Source organism: Kosakonia oryzendophytica, from assembly GCF_027886705.1.
Taxonomy (GTDB): domain Bacteria; phylum Pseudomonadota; class Gammaproteobacteria; order Enterobacterales; family Enterobacteriaceae; genus Kosakonia; species Kosakonia oryzendophytica.
In genome coordinates this window covers 4,718,541-4,743,104 of record NZ_CP115659.1, presented here as the reverse complement: position 1 = coordinate 4,743,104, position 24,564 = coordinate 4,718,541, and the positions used below count along the sequence as shown (strand labels likewise).

The following is a 24,564-nucleotide window of genomic DNA, read 5'->3' as shown; positions in this document are numbered from 1 at the left end:
GCGCGACTGATGCACTCCGGCGCTCACTTCGATCCGCAGCTTGGGCTGGATATTCACACCTACCCGTGGCCGCTACCGACACCCCATATCGGCATCGTGTTTGATGTGTTTGATTATCTCCCGCTGATTGGCACCACGGTGCACGTCAACAGCATTAAGCGTGCCAGCGCCGGAACGGGCGGGATTGCGGTGCATATTCCCGTGGGCGGAGCGTGGATCCCACCGCTGCGTGCACCGGGTGGTCCGCAAATCGAAGATGAGTTGTTTATGGGCAGTAAAACCGTCTCTGTGGACGGCGAGCCCTTCTCCCGCATCGGCATGCCGGTGCTGAGTTGTAATATTCTTGGCCTGATCCCGCCATTTCGCCTGAAACGCGCCACCAAGCCGAAGCCACTGTCACTGACGCTACCGCTGACCTTTAACCTGGCTATCCCCAACAATGTGATTGTGGGCGGGCCGCCGACCATCAACCTGATGGCGCTGCTGATGCGCGCCGGGTTAAGCGGCCTGGGTAAGGGCTTCAAAAAGTTGAAGAAGACGCCGCAGTGGCGGTTGTTTATGCGCCGTTTTCGCAAGCTTCGGCAAAAGCTGTTCCGCAATATGGATCCTGGTTTCCTGAAGTGCCGGGTCCTTCGCGCCGAACCGGTCGATATTCGTGATGGCAGCGTCAGCCTTGAGCACCAGGATTTTCTGTTGCCGGGGCGTCTGCCGCTGGCGTGGAACCGCACTTACTCTTCGGCGGATCTTGATGTTGAAGGGGTGTGCGGCCACGGCTGGTCGACGCCAGCGGATATCCGCCTGGAGGTGATGGTGGATGAAGGCATCGCCATGCTGACGCAACCGGAAGGGATGACGCTGTTTGCCGGATTGCCGCAGGTCGACGGGTATGAGCAGGGCATTCCGGGTTTGCCGGACGGTAGCCGATTGTGGCGGGAAACGGTTAACGGCGAAGTGCTGTGGCAGGTGGCGCAGGAGAGTGGCCCGCAACTGCAATTTAGTGGCGAACAGGGGGTGTTGCCGATCCGCCAGCTTGCCGATCGTAACGGCAATGGCTGGCGTTTTGAGTGGAACGGTAGCGAACTGCTGCAAATTCGCGAGTTCACCCATCAGGGAATGACCGCGCGTGAAATCCTCGTCACCCAGGAGAATCACCGCCTGCTCGCCCTGCGTTTGCGTAATGCGCTGGATGGCGACATCACGCCGCTGACCCGCTACGAATATGACGAGGAAGGGCAATTGAGTGCGGAGATCGATGCCCTGTCGCATCCGCGCCGTTTTTATTATCAGCAGCATCACCTGGTCAGTCACGTTGACCGCAATGGGCAAGGGTTTCACTACCAGTACAACGACATCTGGCAAGTGGTGCATGCCTGGGGCGACGGCGGTGTCTGGGATTATCGGTTTGCGTATCACGACCTGCTTAACGAAGTGGAGATCACGGATTCACTGGGGCATGTCTCGCGCATTACCTTTGACGAAAACGGCTTGCCGGTGTCGGAAATCGATCCGCTGGGTGGCAACACCGTGTTCCGCTATGACGATTTTGGCCGCACGCTGGAGCTGATTGAGCCGGACGGCAGTAGCCATCGCTGGGAGTATGACGAACTGGGGCGCATGACAGCCGAATATATGGCGGACGGAAGCGTGATTCAGGCGACATATGATGCGTTTGGTGAGGTGTTGGCGCTGACCGATGAGAAGGGCGCTATCTGGCGTTCAGAGTATGATGCGCACGGGAATTTGATTGTCACGATTGACCCGACGGGCGTTGCTTCACGTTATCACTATGATCGCTTTGGGCAGCTTGCTGAGGCTCATAAACCCGGTTTGCCGTCGTGCTGCTATCGCTACGATCGTTTCGGTTTCCTGGAATCGGTAAGCCCTGGTGGGGCAGGTACCACCCGTTTCCGCCACGCCGTGCGCGGCACATTGATCGAACGTATTGATGCTGGTGAGGGGAGCACCCGCTATCACTGGGATAGGAAAGACCGGCTGGTGGCGACGGTGAATCCGGCAGGTGGCGAAGTCCGTATCGCTTACGATCGGGAAGATAACCCGGTTCACTTTACCGATGAACAGGGCAATGTAACCCGTTTCCGTTATAACGGCACCGGGATGCTGACCGCCTGCGAAACGCCCGATGGGGCGACGCTCGGTTACCAGTATGACCCGGAAGATCGGTTGTTGGCGGTGATTAATCAACGCGGTCAGCGCTGGCAATTGACCCGCGATGCCCTCGGGAGAGTGACGGCGGAAAGCGACTACTGGGGTCAGGTGACGCGTTACGGCTGGGACAGGGCCAGTCGCCTGATCAGCCGTGAAGATGCACTGGGGCGCAACGTGCGCTATGGCTATGACAAAGCCGGAAGGCTAAGCGAACGGCGCAGTGGTGACACGCTACAAGCGAAATATCACTATGATTTGTGCGGCCGGATGGTGCTATGTGAGAACCCCTGGCGCAGGCTGACATGGCGCTATGACGATGCCGGGCGGCTGCTACTGGAAGAGCAGGACGGTTTCCAGTTGCGTTACAGCTACAATGATCGCGGGTTGCTGATCGCGCGCGATAGCGACAGCGGCCATCAGGTGCGTTATGGACTGGATGAGCATGATCGCCTTGCGCAGGTGCAGCTTAACGATGACGCGCCCATTATTTTCACCTACGACGACAGCGGGTACAGGATCAGCGAGCAGCTCTCCGACGCAGTGAGGCGTAACTTCAGTTACGATCGACTTGGGCGGCTCACCTCGCAGCAGGTACTGCAAAACGATTTACCGCTATTTGCCAGCGGTTTTGCCTATGACCGCACAGGTAACCTGACGTTGCGCGAAGAGAGTTTGTGGGGCAGTGATCGTTATACTTACGATCCGGCCGGTCGGTTGATGGCGCATTCCTCACCGGATGGCGTGCTGCGGCAGTTTGTGCAGGATGCAACCGGGAACCATTTGCAGACGCAGACACGCGATGTGAACGACAGTGCGGGCGGCTGGTTCCGTGAAGGCATCCATCATGGCGTGCGCTATGTCTTTGACCGCGCAGGGGAATTGCGCCAGCGCCGCCATATGCAGGACGAGAGCGAAGAAAAAGAAGATTTTACCTGGGATGATCACCGCCAGCTCATTGCTGTGCGCAAAGGCGACAGCCTGGTGCGCTACGGTTATGACGGACTGGGGCGGCGGGTATTCAAACAGACCGCCACGGAAACGCACTGGTTCTACTGGCAGCGTGATGCGCTGGCAGGCGAGACTGTTGCCGCTACGCAAGAGCCGCTGGCGGCGTTAAGCATTTTCGATGCCGGTGGCAGGCTAAAACGGCAGAAAGCCCAGGCGACATTATTCAGCAGCATGCGTGAATATATCTACTATCCCGACAGCTTCCGGCCGCTGGCGCTGCTGACACAGGAAGGAGAGGCAAAACAGAGTTGGCACTATCACTGCGATCCGAACGGTGCGCCAGTGCGACTGACCTCGCCTGACGGGGAAATCGTCTGGTCGGAGAATATCGGTGTCTGGGGGGAAAAAGGGTATGTGTATGTTAACCGCATCGATAATCCGTTGCGCTTCCAGGGGCACTATTACGATGCGGAAACCGGGCTGCACTATAACCGCTATCGCTACTACGACCCGGCAATCGCCGCGTATATCAGCCAGGATCCGATAGGGCTGGCGGGCGGATTAAATGTTTATCAATATGCTCCAAATCCTCTCACATGGATGGATCCTCTTGGTTTAGAGGTGGTGCGTGTTTATCACTACACAAGCAAAGAAGGATATAATGCGATTATGGGTTCCGGTGTGATTAAATCCAGTGATCCTGGTGCCAGGGGACGCGGGTCGATTCAGGGTAAACCTAAAGGCGTTTATGTAACCAAATTGTCGCCAGAAGAATTAAATTCATCCGGGTTAAGAGGTAAAATGGGCCTGACGAAAGATAAAAGTACGCATTATATTTCTTTTGAGATTGATAGCAGTAAGGTAAAAACAGTAGACCGACAGAATACGTATCTGCGACTCTATATCGAAGAAGATATACCGCTGAGAAATGCCAATAATAAGTTGCGCGATGATGTTGTTCATGGCCTTTCTGGATGTAACTAATTTAGGAGCGATATATGGCTGAATGGACGGGTGTAATGTATGGGTTTTATACCAATAAACCGCTAGAGGACGTTTTTTCCTCGATGGCGGCGAAAGTAAAACCTGATGGTTATCAACATCAGCGCAACAGTGTGCGTGATGAAGAGTTTTTGCTGTTCTATAAAGATGAGGAAATGCTGAATTACCATCTGGAGAATGGTTATAATTTAGATATTGGCGGGGAAGGGTGTTTTTGCATTGAGGCGAAATCAGCCACGTTGAATGGCGCTGCGACCTTATTTGAGTTTGAAAACGACTCGGATTTTGAGCCTTATGATATAAACCTACGCTTTAATCATATTTATTATTATGTGCTCATTTTACCTGACTTTATTGATAGTGCGGATTTTTGTCAGAAAATATATAATTTATTTGTTAATGTTCTGGAAGAAAATTGATAAATATTCGATATATATCGATAAAGACAATAACAGCCTTGTTGTTTATAAAATGAAAGGCCGGATATACTGATTTACGGCCTTAAAAAAACGTGTTATTCGATGATAATACAACGCGTTGCTGCCAGAAAACTCCCTTCTCAATTTATCTTAAGTTGTATTTTCCTATTTTTTATGCTCGCAAAATTTTGATTATTTGATGAAACCATGCTAAACATGGTTATTAAGAACATAGTGAACGGTGCATGTTATTTAAACTATTGTCTGATATTGATGTGGTGCTTGTCGCTGATAACCCTGAATGGTTACATAATGTATTCAACTACCAATTATGTCTTGCGTGAGGGCACAATGTGTCTGGCATAAATGTGGCCTCAGATTAAATTTAGGATAAGAGCAGAATTTGCCTTTTTATCGCGTCAAAGCAAATAAGAGTTCGCCCGATTTCATTCTCCTGGGGCGGTCGACAATATGGTTCGGAGTTTTTTCACTCCACCCTGTTATTAAGGAGCGCATTCCAGTGCATGACTTATACGACGTAAACCCGGTTTTAGGCGATACCATCGATAAGATTGTCAAAGAGGGCGACAACGCAAGGCAGCGTGGCGATATGGAGAGCGCCCTCTCATTGTACGATAACGCCTGGGGGCTGGTGCCGGAGCCTAAAAGCGACTGGTTGATGCCTTCATTGTGGATCGCTTCCGGTTTTTGCTCCGCCTGGTTTGATAAAGGTGATTTCGTCCGTGCCAAACCCTGGGCTCAGTTTTTGTTAAATCTGCGAACCGACAGGGATACGGCACCTGCTATCATCATGGGCATGGTGTGCTATGAACTTAAGCAGTATGACGAAGCATACGAACATTTTCATCTTGCTTACGGTTATGGGAAAAAGAAGGCATTTCAGGGCCGCGAGAAAAAGTATCTCGACTTTTATCTGCTGGAACGCAAAAAAAAGTAGGTGTTCTTTTTCGGAACGGTTGATAACGGATTTTTAGCACTCAATAAGCAGCATACAGGCTTGCTGTAACAGAGAGTGGCGTGAAAGCATGGCCGCAGACCAGAGAATTATCGAACTGGTCTGAATGGCGATGCAAATTATATTTCTTATTATCAACTTCTTTTTGCGGTTGAGTCATTCAGCCTCGCATGTCGATATATTTCCGTGATGATTTTCCTTACCAATGCCAGGGTTGTTATTTGTGACTATTAGCATACATATCAATAATCTCAAAAAAACCTCTATATCTGTATAGTGCAATGCTTCGCTATTTTCGTTTTTTTACACTTTGACTTTTTTTACTATTTAAATTCCATAATAAGATTTTCCTTACGCATATATTTCTCCAGTCAGTGCTAGTAGTAAAAGCTCCCGCATAAAACCTGCCAATATGCCGATTGACAATAAGGGAGTCGCACTGTGAACACGTTGAAACCGCTGCTGGCCAGAAACCGTAGCTGGGCGCTATTAAAGCTGAACAGCGATCCGCACTATTTTGAGCAACATCTTCATCAACAACAGCCGCATTCGTTATGGATAGGGTGTTCCGACAGCCGTGTGCCAGCTGAGGTGCTAACCGGCTCTCATCCCGGTGAATTATTTGTTCACCGCAATATCGCCAATATGGTCGACCCGGCGGACGACAACTTTATGAGTGTGTTGCAGTACGCGCTGCATTACCTGAAGGTGCATCGCATCGTGCTGTGCGGCCATTACGGTTGCGGTGGCGTGCAGGCTGCACTGCAATTACCGCAGATGGCACTGGCGGACGAGTCTTCGGCGTTGTCGCGGCGTATTGGTCAACTGCGCGATGTGCTCGGGCATAAAATTGAGGGCGCCGCGCCCAAAACGCCTGATCCGGAAACCCTCAACCACCTGGTGGAAACCAACGTCATCACTCAGTTTTCGCGGCTGGTGCAGACACAACCGGTACTGGACGTGTGGCGCAGTCAACGCGAGCTGAATATTTACGGCTGCGTCTATGAACTGGCGACAGGCCACCTGAAGACGTTGATTGAGAAAACGGCGGAGGAGGCGGTATGAAGAGCAATGCATTGCGCCAGGATACGCTGGCCGGAGTGGTTGTCTTCCTTGTGGCGCTGCCGCTGTGCTTGGGGATTGCCCAGGCCAGCGGGTTACCGCCGTTTGTTGGTCTGCTGACCGGCATTATCGGCGGTTTGTTGGTCACGGCGCTCAGCCCGTCGCGCTTTGCTGTCAGCGGCCCGGCGGCGGGGCTGGTGACCATTGTGGTGGCTTCGGTTGATGCGCTGGGATCGTTCTCTGCCTTTCTGTTTGCGCTGGTGCTGGCGGGCGTCCTGCAACTGGCGATGGGACTTCTGCGCGCCGGACGCTTTATTACACTGGTTCCCGGCAGTGTTATCAAAGGTATGCTGGCAGCCATTGGTTTATTGTTGATTATGCAGCAGATTCCGGTTGCCTTTGGTGCGGTGGAAGAGAGCAGTTTACGCGCGATGTTCAGCGGTGAATTTGCGTTTTCACTGACATCGTTCGCCGTGGCGGCAGGGGGATTGTTGCTGTTGTGGTGCTGGGATTCACGGTCAATTAAGCGCTTGAAAAGCCTGGGTTGGATCCCCGGCCCGCTGGTTGCAGTGGTTCTCGGGTGCGCTGTGTCCCTGGTGCTTATCGCCACAGCGCCGCATCTGTTACCTGCGTTGCCGCGTATAACGTTGCCGGAGTTTGGCTCGTTTAGCGATCTGCTCGGCGAGCTGGAAGGGCCGGACTGGATGGCATGGCAAAATCCGGCCGTCTATACCGTGGCGATTACGCTGGCGCTGGTCGCCAGCCTTGAGACGCTGCTCAGCCAGGAAGCGCTGAAGAAGCTGCGCCCGCAAAACCCACCGCCGTCACCCGACAAAGAACTGGTGGCTCAGGGGGTGGGTAACCTGTTTTCGGGGCTCGTCGGAGCAATGCCGATCACGGCCGTGATTGTGCGCAGTTCGGTCAACGTCAGCAACGGCGCGCAATCAAAATTCTCGGTGCTGTTGCAGGGTGTACTGTTGCTCGTGTGCGGTTTGTGGTTCGGCGGCTTTTTGTCGGTGATCCCGCTGGCGAGCCTGGCTGCGGTGCTGCTCTATACCGGGTATAAGCTGGCGACGCCACGTCTGTTTATTGAGCAATTCCGCGCCGGGCCACAACAGTATGTCCCGTTTCTCACCACGGTGGTGGGGATCATCGCGTTTGGCATGCTGGTGGGTATTGCCCTTGGGTTGGTGATGCAGGTGGCGTTAAGCATCTATTACAGCCATCGCAATGCATTGCAACTGGCCCGCTTTGACGATCACTATGTGTTGCGTATTCATCAGAACCTGACGTTTTTGCACAACCCGCGTTTGCAGGCGCTACTGGCGAAGATCCCGGAGCGCAGTGTGGTGATTGTTGAGCATGACAACGCCCACTATTTCGATCCCGATGTTAAAGCGGTGTTGAGCGAGTTTGCCGAAAACGCGCCGCAGCGGGGAATTGAACTGAGTCAGTGGCCGGCAAAATAAACCGCAGTGAAAGCGCTCGCCGTGGCGGGCGCAACCTGCCATGCTGGGTGCTCTTTCCAGAGAGGGCGAAGACCATGTTGACCAATCTGCTGCAACACTTTCCCGCGACTGCCCGTGCAGGCGAAGAGGAGACGTTCGACGATCTGCTGGTGCGACCCGATGTGAAAATCGAACGGATCATCTCTACCGGGCAGGCCAGTCCGCCGGATTTTTGGTACTGCCAGCCGCAAGGAGAATGGGTATTGATACTACAAGGCGCCGCTGGTTTGCAGCTTGAAGGCGAAACGGAAGAACGTGTGTTGCAGGTGGGGGATTTTGTCAATATTCCGGCGCGTTGTCGCCACCGGGTGAACTGGACGCAGGCCGAACCGCCAACCATCTGGCTGGCGATCCATTATGAGCGGGCGGGTTAACTCAGTTATCGGGCAATAAAATGGGTTGCAGACGTTGCCATACCGCCGGGCTGGCAGCCCAGGCGTTGTTGCCTTGCGTCAGCCCATTCCTGGCGAGAAAGTCATTGTGCATGCCGCCTGCTTCTTTGATGATCACCAGACCCGCCAGCGCATCCCAGCTATGCAGGTGCGCCTCAAAGTAGCCGTGTACCTGGCCTGCGGCAACATGGGCCAGCATCAACGCACCTGCGCCGAAACGGCGGTGTTCAACGCCGTGTTCAAACAACGTTTCAATGGTGCGGGTATAGTCGCGCGGCGCAGTGCGGCTTGAACGCCCTAATCCCAGAACCACGGCATCGGGTGCCGGGTCGGTGATCGTCAGTTTCTGGTCATTTAAAAACGCGCCTTTCCCGCGTTCGGCGAAGAAAAACTCCTCGCGATCAGGCGCATAAATCACGCCCAGTTCAATGTGATTGCCCCTGACATAGGCGACGGAAATACACCAGTAATCCATACCAAGAATAAAGTTGGTGGTGCCATCAATAGGGTCAATAACCCACACTCCTTCACTGCCCGGCTCCAGACCTCGCTCTTCGCCAAGCAGGCCGTCCTGCGGACGCTGCGCTTTTAGCCAGGTGCGCAATGCGGTTTCCACATACACATCCGCCTGTGAAACAAAATCCTGGCGGCCTTTCTGTTCAATGGTCAGCCCGTTATCGCGAAGCTGTTTCGCCTCCTGACCGAGACGACGAATCAATGCGCACAGCGCGTGGGTAAACTGTTCTGTCATATCTGGACTCTTAGCCAATGCGTGGTGAGGTTTGTCGGTGAATCAGTTCCACCTTAACCCACTCAATGCGGGAAGGCTGCAACGGATTTTTTGCCCGCTCCAGCAGACGCGTCAATGCCCGGCGGGCGATCTCAGACACATCCTGATGCAAGGTGGTTAACTGGTAACTGAACTGACCGCTTTGCGGTGTGTTATCAAAGCCAATCAGGTGAAAATCCTGTGGGGCGAATTTGCCGCGCTGGCGCATGCCGTCGAGGAAGCCGCACGCCAGTTGCGCATTGGCGCAGAAAATACCTGCCGGTAATTCACCTGTCCATGCGCGGGCGGCCTGAAAACCTCCCTCGTAACCCTCTTCGCTGGCGGTGATGTCGCTTATGTGGCGTTGCGTATCCACACCGAGCTGATGCAGAGCCTGATAAAAGGCTTCGCCGCGCATCATCCCGGCCCAGGTGGATCCCCTATTATTCAGCCAGCCAAAACGGCGGCAGCCAGAGTGAAACAGCTGTTCTGCGGCCTGATATGCGCCGGAGTCATTATCCGAGCAGACAAAGTCCACCAGCGGAATATCCGGTTGGCGGTTAATGCCGACCACCGGGATCTGTTGACTGACACACTCATTGACCAGTTTTTCCGGCGGCTTGCCGGAGGTCACGATGACGCCGGACACGCGAAACTGGGTAAAGCGGCGCAGCGTTGGCGTCAGATCCTGCTCGCCGGTGATTTCGGTCACCAACGCCTGATAGCCGCGACGCTGGATCTCATGCAATAAGCCCTCCAGTAAGCTACTGCGAAACGGATCGCCAATACGTGCGACGATCACGCCGATCAAATGGCTGCGCTGGCGGTTCAGTCCCTGGGCAAGGAAATTGACCTGGTAACCCAGTTCCTGCGCCGCGCGCAGTACTTTTTCTTTGGTGGACGGGGAGATGCTGCCATTGCTGCTCAGGGCGCGAGAGACCACGGCGCGGGAAACGCCCGCTCGTTTTGCCACGTCCTCGGCGGTGACGGTCTGCTTACGCATTGTCTGACTCAATCTGTCGCCTCCGCATAAGGATTGAGATCGATGGTCATGCCATCCTGGCTGAGAAATAACCCTGGATGTGCCGCGCACGCCTGTGCCAGTGCCGGTAGCGCTGCATCATGACAGTGATACAAGCCCATGCGCGGTAAACGCAATTGTTCAAACAGCGCCAGACAGCCAGGAAAATCGCCGTGCGAGGCATCACTGGCGAGTGCGGTCAGCGACGCGCACTCCTGAAAGGCCAGGCTGGCGTGATGCATCAGCGCGGTGCTTTCCGGTGTCGGACGACCATCGCCACTGTAGAACAGTGCCTTATCACCCATCTCAATGCGCAACGCGAGGTTGGGGATTTCATGATGGGAAAACGCCGTGCGGATTTGCCAGCCTTGCCAGTGCCATTCGGGTTCGCTGTCTCGCCAGTCAATAGGAAAACAGAGGCCGCTCTCAGGCCAGTTCGCGAGGCTTGCCAGTTGCATCAACACCGGGCGCTGCTCGCGTTGCGACCAGATTATCAATGGTTTGCGGCGACCAAAGCTCTTCCAGTGATTGAGCAGCGCTGTCAGCCCGGTGCAGTGATCCGGATGGACATGGGTAAAGTAAATCGCATCGATGTCATTGACATCGCCACGCCGCTGCCAGAGTGCGCGTGGGATCGTGGGGCCACAATCGATCAGCCACTGGCGATGATCAGGGTCAGTCACGCAAATTGCCGAGGTATTTTGCTGCACGGAAAAGGCGCTGCCGCACCCCAGGACATCTATTTTCATTTCGCCCACCAAATTTATTGATGACTTAATCAAATTGTCACAAATAGACGACAAAGTAGGCTCACATAATGTCGGTGCAAAGTTGCATTTTTTTTACAAATAAATGAACACGTGTTCATCGACGCTAAAAAATCGAATAAAAGGATCGCCCGTGAGTTATTTGCAAATTGAAAATCTGAAAATTGGCTATGGCGATAAGATTGTTTTGCACGATATTCATTTGTCGGTAGAAAAAGGCGAAATGATTGCACTACTGGGGCCATCAGGTTGCGGAAAAACCACACTTCTCAATGCATTATGCGGATTCATTCCGGTGAGGTCGGGCGAAATAGCGATTGCCGGTCGAGACATTACTCACACTACGCCGGAACAGCGAAATATCACTATGGTGTTCCAGAGTTATGCGCTGTGGCCACACTTTACCGTTGCACAAAATATTGGCTATGGGTTGAAAGTTCGTCGCTGGAAAAAAGAGGCGATCCAACAGCGGGTAGAGGAATTATTAAAAATCGTCAATCTTGACGGTTATGCGGAGAGTAAAGTCACCGCGCTTTCAGGCGGGCAACGACAGCGTGTGGCGCTGGCGCGCGCGCTGGCCATTGAACCGGACGTATTGGTGCTTGATGAACCTCTGTCAAACCTGGACGCCAAAGTGCGTCTCAATGTGCGCCACGAAATAAAAGCGCTGCAAAAGCGGCTGGGATTTACCTCGCTGATTGTCACCCACGACCAGCAGGAAGCGTTGGTCATGGCGGATCGTATTGCGGTGCTTAACCGCGGTCGCATTGAACAAATCGGCACGCCGGAAGCGATTTACCACCGCCCGGCAACGCCTTTTGTCGCCGATTTTATGGGGGCCGATAACTGCATTACCCGTCAGGATGCGCGTGGGGAAACACTCTATTTTCGTAGCGCTGATGTGACCATTCACGGGGCATCTGTACCGCCTGACGCACAAGGATTATTGCTGGATGGCGTGGTGGAAGAGAGCGCATTTCTTGGTCACCAGTACCGCCATAGCGTGCGTTGTGACGGGCAGTTATTACTGGCGGATTCGCCACAATGCTGGCCCCCCCGCACGAACGTCATTTTGCATGTACCGCAGCCCGCGCTGCATGTTTTTGAAACTGCTTTGTAATGCCAACCGACACACTCTTTTCCTGGGGATACATCATGTCCGTAAAAACGAAACTTGCTGTACTGGCCACTCTCTGTCTGGGCTATGGAATACACGCTGCGAACGCCGAAACGGTACTCAATGTCGCGACGGCGGGCGATCAAAATATGGTGGACTACGTGAAAACCTGGCTGGGGCCGAAGTTTGAGGCTGCGCATCCAGGTGTGAAAGTGCAGGTGGTCGGAACCGGGCCGGGAGATGCCGGATCAAACAAAATCATGGAGAAACTGACCGCTCAGCAACAAAGCGGCGCGAAAAACTGGGATATCGACGTGGCGGTGGTTCACCAGGCTGTCGGGGGGCAACTGGTGGAAAAAGGATTGCTGGAGAAATACCGCCAGGCCATTAACACCGGTTCGATGGTCTCAGCGGAAAATGCCAAAAATGCTCTGGGCGTGAATGTTGATGGCTACGTGATGCCGATGTTTTTAAGTCAGACGGCGATCGCGTTTAACAGCGAGATGATCAAAACGCCGCCGAAATCTTATGACGAACTGGTGCAGTGGTCGCAACAGAACCCGAAAGCGTTTGGCTATAACGGCATTAAAAACGGCATGTCCGGTGTGAGTTTTGTGGTGGGTTGGATGTATGCCTATGGCACGGATGCACAGCGTTTGTCTGCGCTGCCGTATGACAAAGGTGTGGAAAAAGAGTGGGGGCAGGCCTGGGCCAAGCTGAAAGAATTTAATAAGAATGTGACCTTTACGCCGGGCAACGCCGGAACGCTGGATATGTTGAGCCGTGGCGAGATCACCATGGGGCCGGTGTGGGTGGATATGTTCTATAGCTGGAAAGATCAGGGCAAGCTTCCACCATCCATCAAGTTGGCGTTGATCTCCCCCGGCATGCCAGGCCAGCCAATGTATTACGTGGTGCCTGCACATGCAGCGCAGCCAAAACTGGCACAGGCGTTTATCGCGCTGGCCACCAGCCCGGACGTTCAGGCACAGGGGATCGTAAAACAGTTTAACTGGTATCCGGGTATCGATGCGCAATACGTCAAAGGCAAGCTGGATGAGGCCACCTGGCAGAAACTGTTTGCCGAAATTTCGCCGGAAGATTTGGCGAAATACGGTAAAAGCTTCCCGATTAACCCGTACTTCACCGATATCAAAGAAGGCTACGAGAGCCAGGTATCTAACTGATTAACCTTGGTGTCCGCAGCGCTGTGTCTGCGGGCATCTTTTTTGCGGCAACGACTCAGGTTTACCATGCGACACGCAATAAAATATTTACTGTTGGTTGCCCCGGCCACGCTGATGATTGCGGTGTTTTTTCTCTGGCCGTTGGGTTTTTCACTGATTTCCGCATTTACCCGCGAGTCACATCACCTGACGCTGATGCACTTTGCGAAAGTGCTGAGCCTGTATTCGAACGATATCCTGTTCACGGTAGTCATTGTGCTGGCATCGCTGGCGATCCTGCTGCTGCTGTCCATCACCCTTTCGGCGGTGATTGTCCTTTCGCCCTTTCGGGGGATCGTTAAAGCGTTGGCCTTTTTATATCGCCTGCCGTTGTTCATTCCCTTTATTGTCACTGCGCAGATGATGCGGACATTTCTGGCGAAAAACGGCCTGATGAATAATGCGCTGGTGGCTGCGGGCATACTTACCCCCATGGATACTACCTCGCTGTTGGGCTGGAGCGGGATCATCATTACCTTTGTCTGGAAACAGATGGCGTTTTCAACGTTGTTGATTTGCGGAGCGATGTCGGCGGTGGATCCGTCGCACATTCTGGCGGCGAAAAATCTGGGTGCGTCGCGGCTGCGCATGCTCTTCGATATTATTTTGCCGCAGGTGATGCCGACGATTGGCGTGGCGACAGTGCTCTCCACCGTGACCATGATGTCGGTGCTCTCGGTGCCGTTGATGATCGGCACCGGTACGCCAACGATGATGACCGTCGATATGGCGTTTCGTGTTAACTCCTATGGCGACTACCCGGTTGCCAATGCGATGGGGGTGATTTCATACCTGATTTGCGCCCTGTTGTCCTGGTTCTATTTACGCCACAGCCTGCAAGCCAAAGGAGTCAACTGATGAACCCTATTCGGTATAAAATTCACGGTAGCTTTATTCTGCAAACGCTGCTGTTGACGTTTCTGGTGCTGGCGCTGTTTGGTCCGCTGCTTAACCTGTTGATCTGGACGGTGGCGGAGAGCTGGTTCTTTCCCCATGCGTTACCGGGGCAATGGGGGTTGAAGTACTGGGGCCAGGTCTTTAGCCCTTACAGCGATGTTTCCGGATCGTTGTCGATCAGTGTACTGATTGCAGTGCTGGCGGTGATCGTCTGCCTGATCATTTCGGTGCCGGCGGGGTATGCGCTGGCGCAGCGATCCATGCCGTTGCGTGCCTTCTTTATGCTGCTATTTCTGATCCCGCAGGCATTTCCGAACCTGACGGTGTATATGAATGTGGCGCGTCTGTTTTATCAGTGGGGATTAAATGGCAGCGTTGCCGGTGTGGTACTGGTGCACAGTGTGCATGGTTTGATGTACGCCATCTGGATCAGCGTGGCGGCGTTTTCATCCGTCGATCCGCAGCTGGCACGCGCGTCGCGCAATCTTGGCGCGGGGCCGGTGTACACCTTTTTCCATATCGTCCTGCCGCAGGCCGCGCCCGGGCTGATTGCCGCCAGTATCTTTGTTTTTCTCGAGTCGCTGGATGAGTTTACTGCCACCTTCTTTGTTGGCGCGCCGGACATTACTACGCTGCCGATCCTGCTCTATACCGCCAGTATGTCCGGCAATTACCAGGTCTCATCCATTACGGCGTTGATTCTTTTGGTGCCGTCAGTGCTCTTTATGCTCATTATTCAAAGATTTATGCGCCCGGAAATGTTGTCGAAGCTGGGGAAATAGGGGGCGATATGTGCGCTGCTGGTGTGGTGAAGGTATGCTAACCGGCTGTTTGGAATGAAAAAAAGCGCCTGTCGGCGCTTTTTTTCATCAGGTAATGACCATCGGCCACTCTGGCGGTGCTTTGCGGGAGATTTCCTCCATCACCACAACCAGGTTGTGCCAGATATTGGAAAAGTCCACAACCGTCATGCCAAGCAGGCCGGTGGCAAACCAGCATGCTGCGGCCAAACCCAGACCGCTACTGATCACCGCAAGACCCACATAGTCTGCTCTGCGAAAGCGAATGTTCAGTGTACTGGCCATAAACATCAACACTGCGCTCAATATCTGCCAGCGCAACAACACGACGCTGGTGGTAAAGGTAGCCATGAAACCATCCTCAGAAGAATCAAATACCGGGCGGACTGGCGTTATGCACGAGTGGCAGAGATGACGCAGGCGTCCGCGGAGTAGCACAACAAAGTGAAACGGTGTTTTCCATTTCACGAATGTGTGAACTATATCACACTTGGTTGTTTATTCGCCAGTGTGAAAACAGGCCATTTTGTCTCTTTTTTCGTCGATATGTTGGGCTGCGTTATACCGCTATTGTCTTACGGTTATATTTAACCAGGATGGAAATTGATTTAACTTAAATTTATTGATACCGCGCCGTGAATATTTAGCAGACTTATTACTGCAATATTTACAGTTTACAAAACATCTATTATGCTTTTCTGGACAGTAGTCTCTACCTGTGAGTGATTATTCAGGGGATTTGATTTTAAGCGGCATATTCTCTACTGGCACGATTTCGTTACGTCGTTCAGTGTTGTTTTTTCGCCTGCTGTCTGGGCTAATTCGTGGGTGTGACTTTTCCTTCCTGATTCAATCATTCCAGGCCGGCCTGGTGCTTAATAACCTGCGAATGATAAAACATGAAAACAGAGATTTCCGCTGCACCTTTGGAAGATGGGACTGCGGCGCTGGCGCTGCTGGCGAAACTGATGCCGTGGCTAACCGGGAAACATTCGCTGGAAGAGATTCTTCATGCTATCAATGCGGCTTTGGGCGCAAGCCTGGTGTGGGTGCTGGTCGAGCAAGAGGGCGTGCCGCAATTCACCCGCGTGGGTGAGATAACATGCACATTGCAGGATGCGGTAACGTTGCTGGAACAGTCACAGTTACGACGGAATCTGCGTGCCTGGCGCGTTATTTGTTGGCGACGTCATGTCGGTACACTATTATTCCCTGAGAAAACTATCGTCGGTAATAAATTAAAAAGTGGCATCCTGTGTAAATTGCATGTGCAGGAGTCTGGTCTTAGTGGTTATTTCTTTGTGGCATTTCCGCAGTCCACTTTATCATTATCTGTCATGAAGAATGTCGTCATCATTTTAGTTGAAAAGCTAAAGAGTTTTCTTGTAGAGATTATTTCACGGGATCGCGCAGCAAAAGAGATACAACACGTTATCGAACAATATAAAGCGTTATTTGATCGCGCCCCGGTATTAATGAATTCCTTTGATAAAAATAACCGCTGTATTTTATGGAATGGTGAATGCGAACGTCTCTTCGGCTGGACGCTGGAGCAACTCAACCAGCAGCCCGATCCATTAGCATTGTTTTTCCCTGATCCACTGGTGCGTCAGCAAGTTCGCGCTTCGGTTAATACTTCACCGGCTGTCGACATGCACGAGTGGCACCCTGTACGCCGTGACGGCCAGGTACTGACGGTACTTTGGTCAAACATCCTGCTGCCCGATCATTCCATCCTCAGTATCGGGCTGGATATCACTGCGCGTAAAAAGGCGGAGCAGCAGATGGAGAGAAAAGCCACCATTGACGATCTGACGGGATGCTACAACCGATTTGCTATCCTGCAACATTTAAAAGCGTTGCTGGTCAGTTGTAATCCAAGCGATCCACGTAGTCATTTCAGTCTGTTAATGCTCGATCTTGATCACTTCAAGAATATCAACGATCGCTGGGGACACCTCACGGGCGATGCGGCACTGATCCATTTCTGCGATAAGATCCGTGAGCATAGCGATCCCTCCTGGTTGTTTGGGCGATTGGGTGGTGAGGAATTTCTGATTTTGATGCCGTACACCAGTAGCAAATCGGCATTGCGTTTTAGCCAAAAAATGCGTGCTACCTTAACGCAAACGCCATTATTAAGCATTGGTGAAAAGATCACCTTATCCTTTAGCGCTGGTTTAGTATTTGTCACCAGCGACCAGGTGGATACTTCAGTTTTACTTACGCTTGCAGACAATGCGTTGTACGATGCGAAGCGTGCCGGACGCAGTAAAACCGTGATTGCTGGAGCCTTTTGATAAATAAAGGAGGAATTATGAAGGAAACTCAAAATCCGCATGAAAAAATTTCCGCATGGCCTGTTCTTTTTTATCCTGTTGTTAGTTTGGCTTAATCAGCGATTCCTGGTTGCATTAAGTAAAAACTAACCTGAACTACGGATTAATATTTTCCCTAATATAAACATCGAGCCGACTTTTAGTTTGGCTTACGGTCGAATATTATCGTCATAACCAAATATTAGGTTTTTAATGATAAAAGTCAGTTGCTAATGTCGTATGATTCATGCAACGTAATCACCTGTTTATCAAAGCATCCTGCCGTACAATTAAAAGGCACATAAAATGCATGGATATAGGCGGACATGAATCATAGCGTGCGTCGCAAGATGCTCTGGGTCATTGGGATAATCCTGGTAGTACTACTACCAGTGATGCTCTCGCTATGGTTTGCGCATATCCGTGCGGTAAAAGAAACAGGCGAGCAACTCCACTCCTTTGCTCAATTGGCGTTAAATAAAACAGAAGCGGTAGTTCAGCAGGTGGATACGGCTCGTTTAGCCGCAGAGAAATATCAAGGTCAAATTTGTACGCCAGAGCATCGGGCTGCAATGCTCAATATCGTGCGCGGCAGTTTGTATGTCTCCGATTTAATTTATGCACGCAGTGGACATTTTTTATGTTCGAGCGTAATAACGCCCGAACAACCGTATGCTATTTCACCAGCTGAGTATAAACGCCGTCCTGATATTGCTATTTATTACTACCGGGATACCCCTTTTTACGCTGGCTATAAAATGGTCTACATGCAGCGTGGAAATTATGTTGCGGTGGTTAACCCGCTCGCCTATAGCGATGTCATGTCAGAAGATAATGAACTGGCATACGGTGTTTACGATACGGTAACCCATTTATTCTTCTCAGTGAGTCGTTCGACGGATATCGGCACGCTGTCAAAGCTGGTGAACCGGAACGACGCGACATTTCAGCAGGGCACGCGTTTTTACACCATTGCCCACTCTGACAAACGGCCGATTGCTATTATCGTGTCCACCTCCAGCGACCACTATCTTCAGGCCTTTTACCGCCAGGTGACGTTCACCCTGCCGCTGGGGATGGTCTGCAGCGTGATCATCTTATTAATATGGTCACGAACGCGGCAGGAATTTAATTCCCCGCGCCGTCTGCTCCATCGGGCATTAACGAAGCGCCAACTCTGCCTTCATTACCAACCTATTATTGATATCAAAAGTGGCACTTGCGTGGGGGCAGAAGCGTTGTTGCGCTGGCCGGGTTTTAACGGCCAGGTCATGAGTCCGGCTGAATTTATTCCGTTGGCGGAAAAAGAGGGCATGATCGAACGTGTGACCGATTATGTCGTCGATGAAGTCTTTAATGATTTGGGCGATTTTCTGCCGCAAGTTCCCGATCTCTACATCTCCATCAACTTATCTGCTGCGGATTTCCACTCTTCACGCCTGATTTCGTTAATTGCCAACAAAACCAGGGAGCATGCCGTGCGCGCCGGGCAAATCAAGATTGAAGTGACCGAACGCGGGTTTATCGATGTACCGAAAACCACGCCGGTGATTCAGGCGTTTCGCCAGGCTGGCTACGAAGTGGCAATAGATGATTTCGGCACCGGCTACTCCAATTTGCACAATCTCTACTCCCTTAATGTCGATATCCTGAAAATCGACAAATCCTTTATTGATACGCTCACCACCAACAGTACCAGTCACCTGATTGCCGAACACATTATCGAGATGGCGCAGAGTCTGCGTCTGAAGATCATTGCGGAAGGGGTGGAAACGGCGGAACAGGTGACCTGGTTGCTAAAACGGGGCGTTCAGTTTTGCCAGGGGTGGTACTTTGCGAAGGCGCTGCCGCCACAGGAATTCAAACGCTGGGTGCAGCAGCCGCCGTCGTTAAACTGATTGCCCATCAGGCATGATGTCGGTAATCGCTGGGGGTGCGGTCAAACTCCCGGCGAAATACGCGCGAAAACGTCTGCTGTGAGACGTACCCCAAATCCATCGCAATATCAAAAATAGGGCGTTGTGTCGTACGCAGTGCTTCCGCTGCCAGCAGCAAACGGCGCTGACGAATATAGTCGCCAAGCGTTTGATGCATTACGGTACGGAACATTCGTTGCAGATACCACTTTGAATAACCTGACTTTCTTGCGACAACATCAATGTTCATTGGTTGGTCGATATGTTCATCAATCCATTCAATAAGGGTCTGAATAATCTGCTGATGGGACATAAAGCTTCCTCATTTCCCGATTCGTCGTTTTGTCTGGGAGCGAGTATAATTCCTCAAGTTAACTTGAGGTAAAGAGGTTTTATGGAAAAGAGAATGCCGCGTATAAAAGCCCTGCTGAGCCCCGGTGAAGTGGCGAAACGTAGCGGGGTGGCTGTCTCGGCGCTGCACTTTTATGAGAGCAAAGGCTTGATTAAAAGTACCCGTAATACCGGTAATCAGCGGCGCTATACCCGTGATGTGCTGCGTTATGTGGCAATCATTAAGATTGCGCAACGCATTGGCATTCCACTGGCGACCATCGGTGAAGCATTCGGCGTCTTACCGGAAGGGCACACGCTCAGTGCAAAAGAGTGGAAACAGTTGTCGTCTCAATGGCGCGACGAACTGGATCGCCGCATTCATACGCTGGTTGCGCTACGCGATGAGCTGGATGGGTGTATTGGTTGCGGTTGCCTGTCGCGCAGCGACTGCCCGTTACGTAACCCTGGCGACCAGCTTGGGCAACAGGGTACCGGCGCGCGCCTGCTGGAAGACGACTGAGACGCATAAAAAACTAAAGCGCCCGTTGGGGCGCCTTAGTCGTTTTCCGGTCTTTGTCTTTCTCTCTATCCCGCTCTTCTGCAGGAGGGTTTCCCCCGACATCAGCACCCCTCGTCATGTTGGAGGTTCCGGGTTATGCTGACACTTTTAGTCTAGGTCACCGTAGCAGAATTGCCACTTTTTTGAGCAATTTTTTTCAGGTTTTTTTCTTCGCTCTTTCATCCGCAACGATGCCGATTTTCTATAGTTAATTCATATGGATCCTCGGGAGAAAAACATGCTTACGGTGCATCATCTGAATCAGTCCCGCTCACAGCGCATTCTTTGGGCTTTAGAAGAACTGGGCGTGCCGTATCAAATTGTTCGCTACCAGCGTGAAAAAACGATGCTCGCGCCGGCATCACTTCGCCAGGTTCACCCGTTAGGCAAATCGCCTGTCATCGAAGATAACGGGTTGATCCTCGCGGAGTCGGGCGCAATCCTGGAGTATTTACAGGAAACCTACGACACAGCGCAGCGCTTTAAGCCGCAGGCGATGCAGCAAAAGCTGGATTACCGTTTCTGGTTGCACTATGCAGAAGGGTCGCTGATGCCGCTGTTACTCATGAAGCTGGTTTTCGCCAGTCTGGGTAAACCACCGGTACCCTTTGGCGTTCGTAGTATCGGCAAGCTGCTTTCGTATGGTGTTCAGAAAGCCTGGCTGAACCGCCAAATCACCACGCATGCGCGTTTTCTTGAAGAGGAACTGGCGCACCATAGCTGGTTTGCCGGTGAGCAACTGAGTATGGCAGACATGCAGATGAGCTTTCCGGTCTTCGCGTTGCTGTCGCGCGGTGGGGTGGATAACCTGCCTGCCTTGCGGGCGTGGAAAAAACGCATCGAAATGCGCCCTGCCTGGCAACGCGCTATCGTGCAAGGCGGTCCGTTCGATCTTCCCGGTGGTTAAAATGATCCGAAAATGTTGCAAAGTTGCGCATCGACGATAACGTTTGCGCATCGGTCGGTGACTTCTTAATCACCATAAGCGAAATTTAGCGAAAAGCGGCAAAGTTCAGTTGAAAAGCGGTATCTAAACGCTGGATAATCGTTTGCCTTTTTTCGACCAACCGTTGTATGCGCGGAGTTAAACGTTTGCTTTTTTGTGGCCCCCTTGCCACAACGCAGCACAGGGAGATGACGTTTAACCGGCAGTGGACTGTCCACCACGCATGCGAACGAACAATAAAATTCTCAGGGGATGTTTCCTATGTCTACGCCTTCTGCGCGTACCGGCGGTTCGCTTGACGCACTGTTTAAAATCTCTGCCCGCGGCAGTACTGTTCGTCAGGAAATCGTTGCTGGTTTAACCACCTTCCTGGCGATGGTCTACTCGGTCATCGTTGTTCCCGGCATGCTGGGTAAAGCGGGTTTCCCACCTGCGGCTGTATTTGTGGCCACTTGCCTGGTTGCAGGCATTGGCTCCATCGTGATGGGGCTGTGGGCGAACCTGCCGTTGGCTATCGGTTGCGCTATCTCTCTTACCGCGTTTACCGCGTTCAGTCTGGTGCTGGGTCAGCACATTAGCGTGCCGGTTGCGCTGGGTGCCGTGTTCCTGATGGGTGTGCTGTTTACCGTGATTTCCGCGACCGGGATTCGTAGCTGGATCCTGCGCAACCTGCCGCAGGGCGTTGCGCACGGAACCGGCATCGGTATCGGCCTGTTCCTGCTGCTTATCGCTGCAAACGGCGTAGGCCTGGTTATCAAAAACCCGCTGGATGGTCTGCCGGTTGCGCTGGGGCATTTCGCCAGTTTCCCGGTGATCATGTCGCTGATTGGCCTGGCGGTCATTATTGGTCTCGAAAAACTGAAAGTGCCGGGTGGCATTCTGCTGACCATTATCGGTGTGTCGATTGTGGGGCTGATTTTCGATCCGAACGTACACTTCTCCGGTATTTTCGCCATGCCTTCGCTGAGCGATGACAAGGGTAATTCCCTGATCGGTAGCCTGGATATTATGGGCGCGCTGAACCCGGTTGTGCTGCCAAGCGTGCTGGCGCTGGTGATGACCGCGGTGTTTGACGCCACCGGGACTATCCGTGCGGTAGCCGGGCAGGCAAATCTGTTGGATAAAGACGGTCAGATTATCGATGGTGGCAAAGCGCTGACCACCGACTCCCTGAGCAGCGTGTTCTCTGGTCTGGTTGGCGCAGCACCGGCAGCGGTATATATCGAATCTGCGGCCGGTACGGCGGCGGGCGGCAAAACCGGTCTGACAGCGATCACCGTTGGCGTACTGTTCCTGCTGATCCTCTTCCTCTCCCCGCTCTCTTACCTGGTGCCGGCGTATGCCACCGCACCGGCGCTGATGTATGTGGGTCTGCTGATGCTGAGCAACGTTGCGAAAATCGATTTTGCCGATTTCGTAGACGCCATGTCAGGCCTGATCACCGCCGTCTTCATCGTGCTGACCTGTAATATCGTTACCGGCATCATGATCGGTTTTGCCTCGCTGGTCATTGGCCGCGTGGTCTCCGGCGAGTGGCGTAAGCTGAACATCGGTACCGTGGTGATTGCGGTTGCGCTGGTTATATTTTATGCAGGCGGCTGGGCTATCTGATCGCGAAACGTGTTAACAATGGGCGACTCCGGTCGCCCATTTTTTTTGCCCACAGCCCGGTTTCTTTGCGTTAAGCTGGATGTTCTGGCATCAAGGTCTGAGGCCTTTATAACAACACATCGCAAACAGGGAACGCATGGAAATATTCTTTACCATTCTCATCATGACCCTTGTGGTTTCGCTTTCGGGTGTCGTCACCCGTGTTCTGCCGTTTCAAATCCCGCTACCGCTGATGCAAATCGCCATTGGCGCACTGCTGGCTTTTCCCACCTTTGGCCTGCATGTGGAGTTTGACCCGGAACTGTTCCTGGTACTGTTTATCCCGCCGCTGCTGTTCGCCGATGGCTGGAAAACCCCCACGCGTGAGTTTCTCGAACATGGTCGTGAAATCTTCGGTCTGGCGCTGGCGCTGGTACTGGTCACCGTGGTAGGTATCGGCTTCTTAATTTACTGGGTGGTGCCGGGGATCCCGCTGGTGCCTGCTTTTGCGCTGGCGGCGGTACTGTCGCCAACCGATGCGGTGGCGCTTTCCGGCATCGTCGGCGAAGGGCGCATTCCTAAGAAAATCATGGGGATTTTGCAGGGCGAGGCGTTAATGAATGACGCCTCTGGCCTGGTGTCACTGAAATTCGCCGTCGCCGTGGCGATGGGAACCATGGTCTTTACCGTGGGCGGCGCAACGGTTGAGTTTATGAAAGTGGCGATAGGCGGCTTGCTGGCGGGCTTTGTCGTAAGCTGGCTGTATGGCCGTTCGCTGCGCTTTCTCAGCCGCTGGGGCGGCGATGAGCCCGCGACGCAAATCGTCCTGCTATTTCTGCTACCGTTCGCCTCGTATCTGATTGCCGAGCATATCGGCGTTTCCGGCATCCTCGCGGCGGTGGCGGCCGGGATGACCATCACCCGTTCCGGCGTGATGCGTACCGCGCCGCTGGCGATGCGTCTGCGTGCAAACAGCACCTGGGCGATGCTGGAGTTCGTTTTTAACGGCATGGTGTTTCTGCTGTTGGGGCTGCAATTACCGGGTATCCTGGAGTCTTCTCTGGTGGCGGCGGAAGCCGACCCGAATGTTGAAACCTGGATGCTGTTCACCGATATCGTGCTGATTTACGCCGCGTTAATGCTGGTGCGTTTTGGCTGGTTGTGGACGATGAAAAGATTCAGCCGCCGTTTCCTTTCCAAAAAACCGATGGAGTTTGCCTCCTGGAGCGATCGCGAATTATTGATTGCCACCTTTGCCGGGGTGCGCGGGGCGATCACCCTTGCGGGTGTGCTCTCTATTCCGCTGTTGCTGCCCAGCGGCGATGTCTTCCCGGCGCGATATGAGCTGGTGTTCCTGGCCGCCGGGGTGATCCTGTTCTCGCTGTTTGTCGGTGTGATCGCGCTGCCGTCGCTGTTGCAGCATATTGAGGTGCGCGATCACGCGCAGCAGCATAAAGAGGAGCGGATGGCGCGGGCCGCCACGGCCGATGTGGCGATTGTGGCGATCCAGAAAATGGAGGAACGCCTGGCCGCGGATACCGAAGAGAATATCGATGATCAACTGCTGACTGAAGTCAGTTCGCGGGTGATTGGTAATCTGCGGCGACGTGCTGATGGGCGTAACAACGTGGAAAGCTCGCTACAGGAAGAAAACCTGGAGCGCCGTTTTCGCCTGGCGGCGCTACGCTCTGAACGCGCCGAGCTTTACCATTTGCGCGCTACCCGTCAGATCAGCAACGAGACGCTGCAAAAATTGCTGCACGATCTCGACCTGCTGGAAGCGTTGTTGCTGGAGCATAAGTAAAAAAACGTGCCGGATGGCGACGTTGCGC

21 protein-coding genes are annotated in these 24,564 nt (G+C 52.9%); 16 read left to right on the top strand and 5 right to left on the bottom strand.

Going from position 1 to position 24,564, the window contains the following annotated elements:
• Nucleotides 1–9: 9 nt before the first annotated feature.
• The 6 genes from O9K67_RS22855 (at nucleotide 10) to O9K67_RS22830 (ending at nucleotide 8,455) form a co-directional block, all read left to right on the top strand.
• Entirely contained in the window at nucleotides 10–4,098 is a 4,089-nt protein-coding gene (locus O9K67_RS22855) for an RHS repeat-associated core domain-containing protein (protein ID WP_082794192.1), read from the top strand.
• A 14-nt stretch (nucleotides 4,099–4,112) separates the two neighbouring features.
• Nucleotides 4,113–4,535: a hypothetical protein gene (locus O9K67_RS22850; protein ID WP_061498763.1), complete on the top strand. Its 423-nt coding sequence runs from the start codon at nucleotides 4,113–4,115 to the stop codon at nucleotides 4,533–4,535.
• Nucleotides 4,536–5,055: 520 nt separating this feature from the next.
• Complete coding sequence (locus O9K67_RS22845) at nucleotides 5,056–5,493, top strand: tetratricopeptide repeat protein (RefSeq protein ID WP_061498759.1); 438 nt, start codon at nucleotides 5,056–5,058, stop codon at nucleotides 5,491–5,493.
• A gap of 459 nt (nucleotides 5,494–5,952) precedes the next feature.
• A complete protein-coding gene (locus O9K67_RS22840) occupies nucleotides 5,953–6,576 on the top strand; it encodes a carbonic anhydrase (protein WP_061498755.1) in 624 nt (207 codons plus the stop codon).
• Nucleotides 6,573–8,042, top strand: coding sequence for a SulP family inorganic anion transporter (locus O9K67_RS22835; RefSeq protein ID WP_061498752.1), 1,470 nt, complete (start codon nucleotides 6,573–6,575; stop codon nucleotides 8,040–8,042). The genes O9K67_RS22840 and O9K67_RS22835 overlap by 4 nt, the downstream gene beginning before the upstream one ends.
• A 74-nt stretch (nucleotides 8,043–8,116) precedes the next feature.
• Nucleotides 8,117–8,455: a cupin domain-containing protein gene (locus O9K67_RS22830; protein WP_061498750.1), complete on the top strand. Its 339-nt coding sequence runs from the start codon at nucleotides 8,117–8,119 to the stop codon at nucleotides 8,453–8,455.
• A gap of 1 nt (nucleotide 8,456) precedes the next feature.
• Here O9K67_RS22830 and O9K67_RS22825 read toward each other — a convergent pair whose 3' ends face one another.
• From O9K67_RS22825 to O9K67_RS22815, 3 genes are read right to left on the bottom strand one after another with little or no spacing between them, the layout of a single operon-like run.
• Nucleotides 8,457–9,224, bottom strand: a complete 768-nt coding sequence (locus tag O9K67_RS22825) for an inositol monophosphatase family protein (protein WP_061498747.1) — start codon at nucleotides 9,222–9,224, stop codon at nucleotides 8,457–8,459.
• 10 nt (nucleotides 9,225–9,234) lie between these two features.
• Nucleotides 9,235–10,245, bottom strand: coding sequence for a LacI family DNA-binding transcriptional regulator (locus O9K67_RS22820; RefSeq protein ID WP_061498744.1), 1,011 nt, complete (start codon nucleotides 10,243–10,245; stop codon nucleotides 9,235–9,237).
• A gap of 8 nt (nucleotides 10,246–10,253) precedes the next feature.
• Entirely contained in the window at nucleotides 10,254–11,012 is a 759-nt protein-coding gene (locus tag O9K67_RS22815) for an MBL fold metallo-hydrolase (RefSeq protein ID WP_061498741.1), read from the bottom strand.
• Between the two features lie 151 nt (nucleotides 11,013–11,163).
• On the opposite strand from O9K67_RS22815, the gene O9K67_RS22810 reads away from it, so the two are divergent.
• The 4 genes from O9K67_RS22810 (at nucleotide 11,164) to O9K67_RS22795 (ending at nucleotide 15,052) form a co-directional block, all read left to right on the top strand.
• Entirely contained in the window at nucleotides 11,164–12,150 is a 987-nt protein-coding gene (locus tag O9K67_RS22810; protein WP_082794190.1) for an ABC transporter ATP-binding protein, read from the top strand.
• A 35-nt stretch (nucleotides 12,151–12,185) separates the two neighbouring features.
• A complete protein-coding gene (locus O9K67_RS22805; RefSeq protein ID WP_061498734.1) occupies nucleotides 12,186–13,334 on the top strand; it encodes an ABC transporter substrate-binding protein in 1,149 nt (382 codons plus the stop codon).
• Nucleotides 13,335–13,400: 66 nt separating this feature from the next.
• On the top strand, nucleotides 13,401–14,231 hold the full coding sequence (locus O9K67_RS22800; RefSeq protein WP_061498732.1) for an ABC transporter permease: 831 nt from the start codon (nucleotides 13,401–13,403) through the stop codon (nucleotides 14,229–14,231).
• A complete protein-coding gene (locus tag O9K67_RS22795) occupies nucleotides 14,231–15,052 on the top strand; it encodes an ABC transporter permease (RefSeq protein WP_061498729.1) in 822 nt (273 codons plus the stop codon). Before O9K67_RS22800 ends, O9K67_RS22795 begins: the two co-directional genes overlap by 1 nt.
• 87 nt (nucleotides 15,053–15,139) lie before the next feature.
• Here the strand turns inward: O9K67_RS22795 and O9K67_RS22790 are convergent, their stop codons facing one another.
• The gene (locus O9K67_RS22790; protein WP_061498726.1) at nucleotides 15,140–15,421 is read right to left on the bottom strand and encodes a YjcB family protein; all 282 of its coding nucleotides are present in this window, start codon (nucleotides 15,419–15,421) and stop codon (nucleotides 15,140–15,142) included.
• Between the two features lie 548 nt (nucleotides 15,422–15,969).
• Between O9K67_RS22790 and O9K67_RS22785 the strand changes: the two genes are divergently transcribed.
• Nucleotides 15,970–17,370 (top strand): GGDEF domain-containing protein, encoded by a 1,401-nt coding sequence (locus O9K67_RS22785; RefSeq protein WP_061498723.1) that lies wholly within the window; start codon nucleotides 15,970–15,972, stop codon nucleotides 17,368–17,370.
• Nucleotides 17,371–17,714: 344 nt separating this feature from the next.
• On the top strand, nucleotides 17,715–19,286 hold the full coding sequence (locus O9K67_RS22780; RefSeq protein ID WP_061498720.1) for an EAL domain-containing protein: 1,572 nt from the start codon (nucleotides 17,715–17,717) through the stop codon (nucleotides 19,284–19,286).
• Nucleotides 19,287–19,293: 7 nt separating this feature from the next.
• Here the strand turns inward: O9K67_RS22780 and soxS are convergent, their stop codons facing one another.
• Nucleotides 19,294–19,617 carry a superoxide response transcriptional regulator SoxS gene (gene soxS / locus O9K67_RS22775; protein ID WP_061498717.1) on the bottom strand — a complete coding sequence of 108 codons (324 nt, stop codon included), beginning with the start codon at nucleotides 19,615–19,617 and terminating at the stop codon, nucleotides 19,294–19,296.
• Nucleotides 19,618–19,698: 81 nt separating this feature from the next.
• Here soxS and soxR point away from each other — a divergent pair, with 81 nt between their 5' ends.
• From soxR to O9K67_RS22755, 4 genes are all read left to right on the top strand, one after another.
• Nucleotides 19,699–20,157 (top strand): redox-sensitive transcriptional activator SoxR, encoded by a 459-nt coding sequence (gene soxR, locus O9K67_RS22770; RefSeq protein WP_061498714.1) that lies wholly within the window; start codon nucleotides 19,699–19,701, stop codon nucleotides 20,155–20,157.
• A 277-nt stretch (nucleotides 20,158–20,434) separates the two neighbouring features.
• Nucleotides 20,435–21,103, top strand: a complete 669-nt coding sequence (locus O9K67_RS22765) for a glutathione S-transferase family protein (RefSeq protein WP_061498712.1) — start codon at nucleotides 20,435–20,437, stop codon at nucleotides 21,101–21,103.
• Nucleotides 21,104–21,403: 300 nt separating this feature from the next.
• Nucleotides 21,404–22,753 (top strand): guanine/hypoxanthine transporter GhxP, encoded by a 1,350-nt coding sequence (gene ghxP / locus O9K67_RS22760; RefSeq protein WP_061498709.1) that lies wholly within the window; start codon nucleotides 21,404–21,406, stop codon nucleotides 22,751–22,753.
• A gap of 136 nt (nucleotides 22,754–22,889) precedes the next feature.
• The gene (locus O9K67_RS22755; protein ID WP_061498704.1) at nucleotides 22,890–24,536 is read left to right on the top strand and encodes a Na+/H+ antiporter; all 1,647 of its coding nucleotides are present in this window, start codon (nucleotides 22,890–22,892) and stop codon (nucleotides 24,534–24,536) included.
• The last annotated feature ends 28 nt before the right edge of the window (nucleotides 24,537–24,564 follow it).